We start from the raw sequence: 613 nt of genomic DNA, 5'->3' as shown, positions 1-613 counted from the left end.
CGCGCTCTGCGGTCATTTTGTAGACCAGGCCCACCAGCAGCGTCATCACCACGAAGCTGGCAAACAGTAACAGAAAAAACTGCACAAACAGTTTTCTCATGGTGTGGCGCTCTCCCAGGCGTTCGGCGCAAAAAGGTAACCTTTGTTGCGCACGGTCTTGATGCGGAACGGCTCCAGCGCATTGTCGTGCAGCTTTTTGCGCAGACGGGAAATGGCTACGTCAATACTGCGATCCATGCCGTCATAACTGACACCGCGCAGATTTTTAAGCAACAGATCCCGGTCCATGGTGTGCCCGGCATGGGTCGCCAACTGCCACAGCAAATCGAAATCGGCGGTGGAGAGCACAATATTCTCTTCCGCCAGCGTCACTTCGCGGTTAACCGGATCGATACACAGCAAGCCAAAGTGCAGCGTTTTGTGCACCTGAACCTGCGCCTGCACCGAGGGCGCTTCGGGCGCGGCCTGCGTGGCTGGCTGCGTTGAATACTGGCGCAGATGGAGTCGCAGGCGGGCCAGCAGCACGGCGGGTGGCGTGGTTTTCAAAATATAATCATCTGCGCCCATTTCCAGCGCGAAAATGGGGTTCATGTCGCTGTCAAGGGAGGTCAAC

At 56.8% G+C, this 613-nt stretch carries 2 protein-coding genes; both read right to left on the bottom strand.

All coding sequences use genetic code 11. The features are described from left to right. Positions 1-100 (bottom strand): hypothetical protein (locus J5224_RS33895; RefSeq protein WP_264629247.1); only part of this gene is annotated, 100 nt, incomplete at its 3' end. Beyond that, positions 97-613, bottom strand: a 517-nt coding sequence (locus J5224_RS33890; protein WP_264629246.1) for a winged helix-turn-helix domain-containing protein, incomplete at its 5' end; no start/stop codon positions are given. The genes J5224_RS33895 and J5224_RS33890, both read right to left, overlap by 4 nt.

It is taken from the genome of Candidatus Symbiopectobacterium sp. NZEC135 (assembly GCF_025962695.1).
Note: the sequence above shows the minus strand (reverse complement) of the source record. Positions and strands in the feature narration are given on the sequence as shown.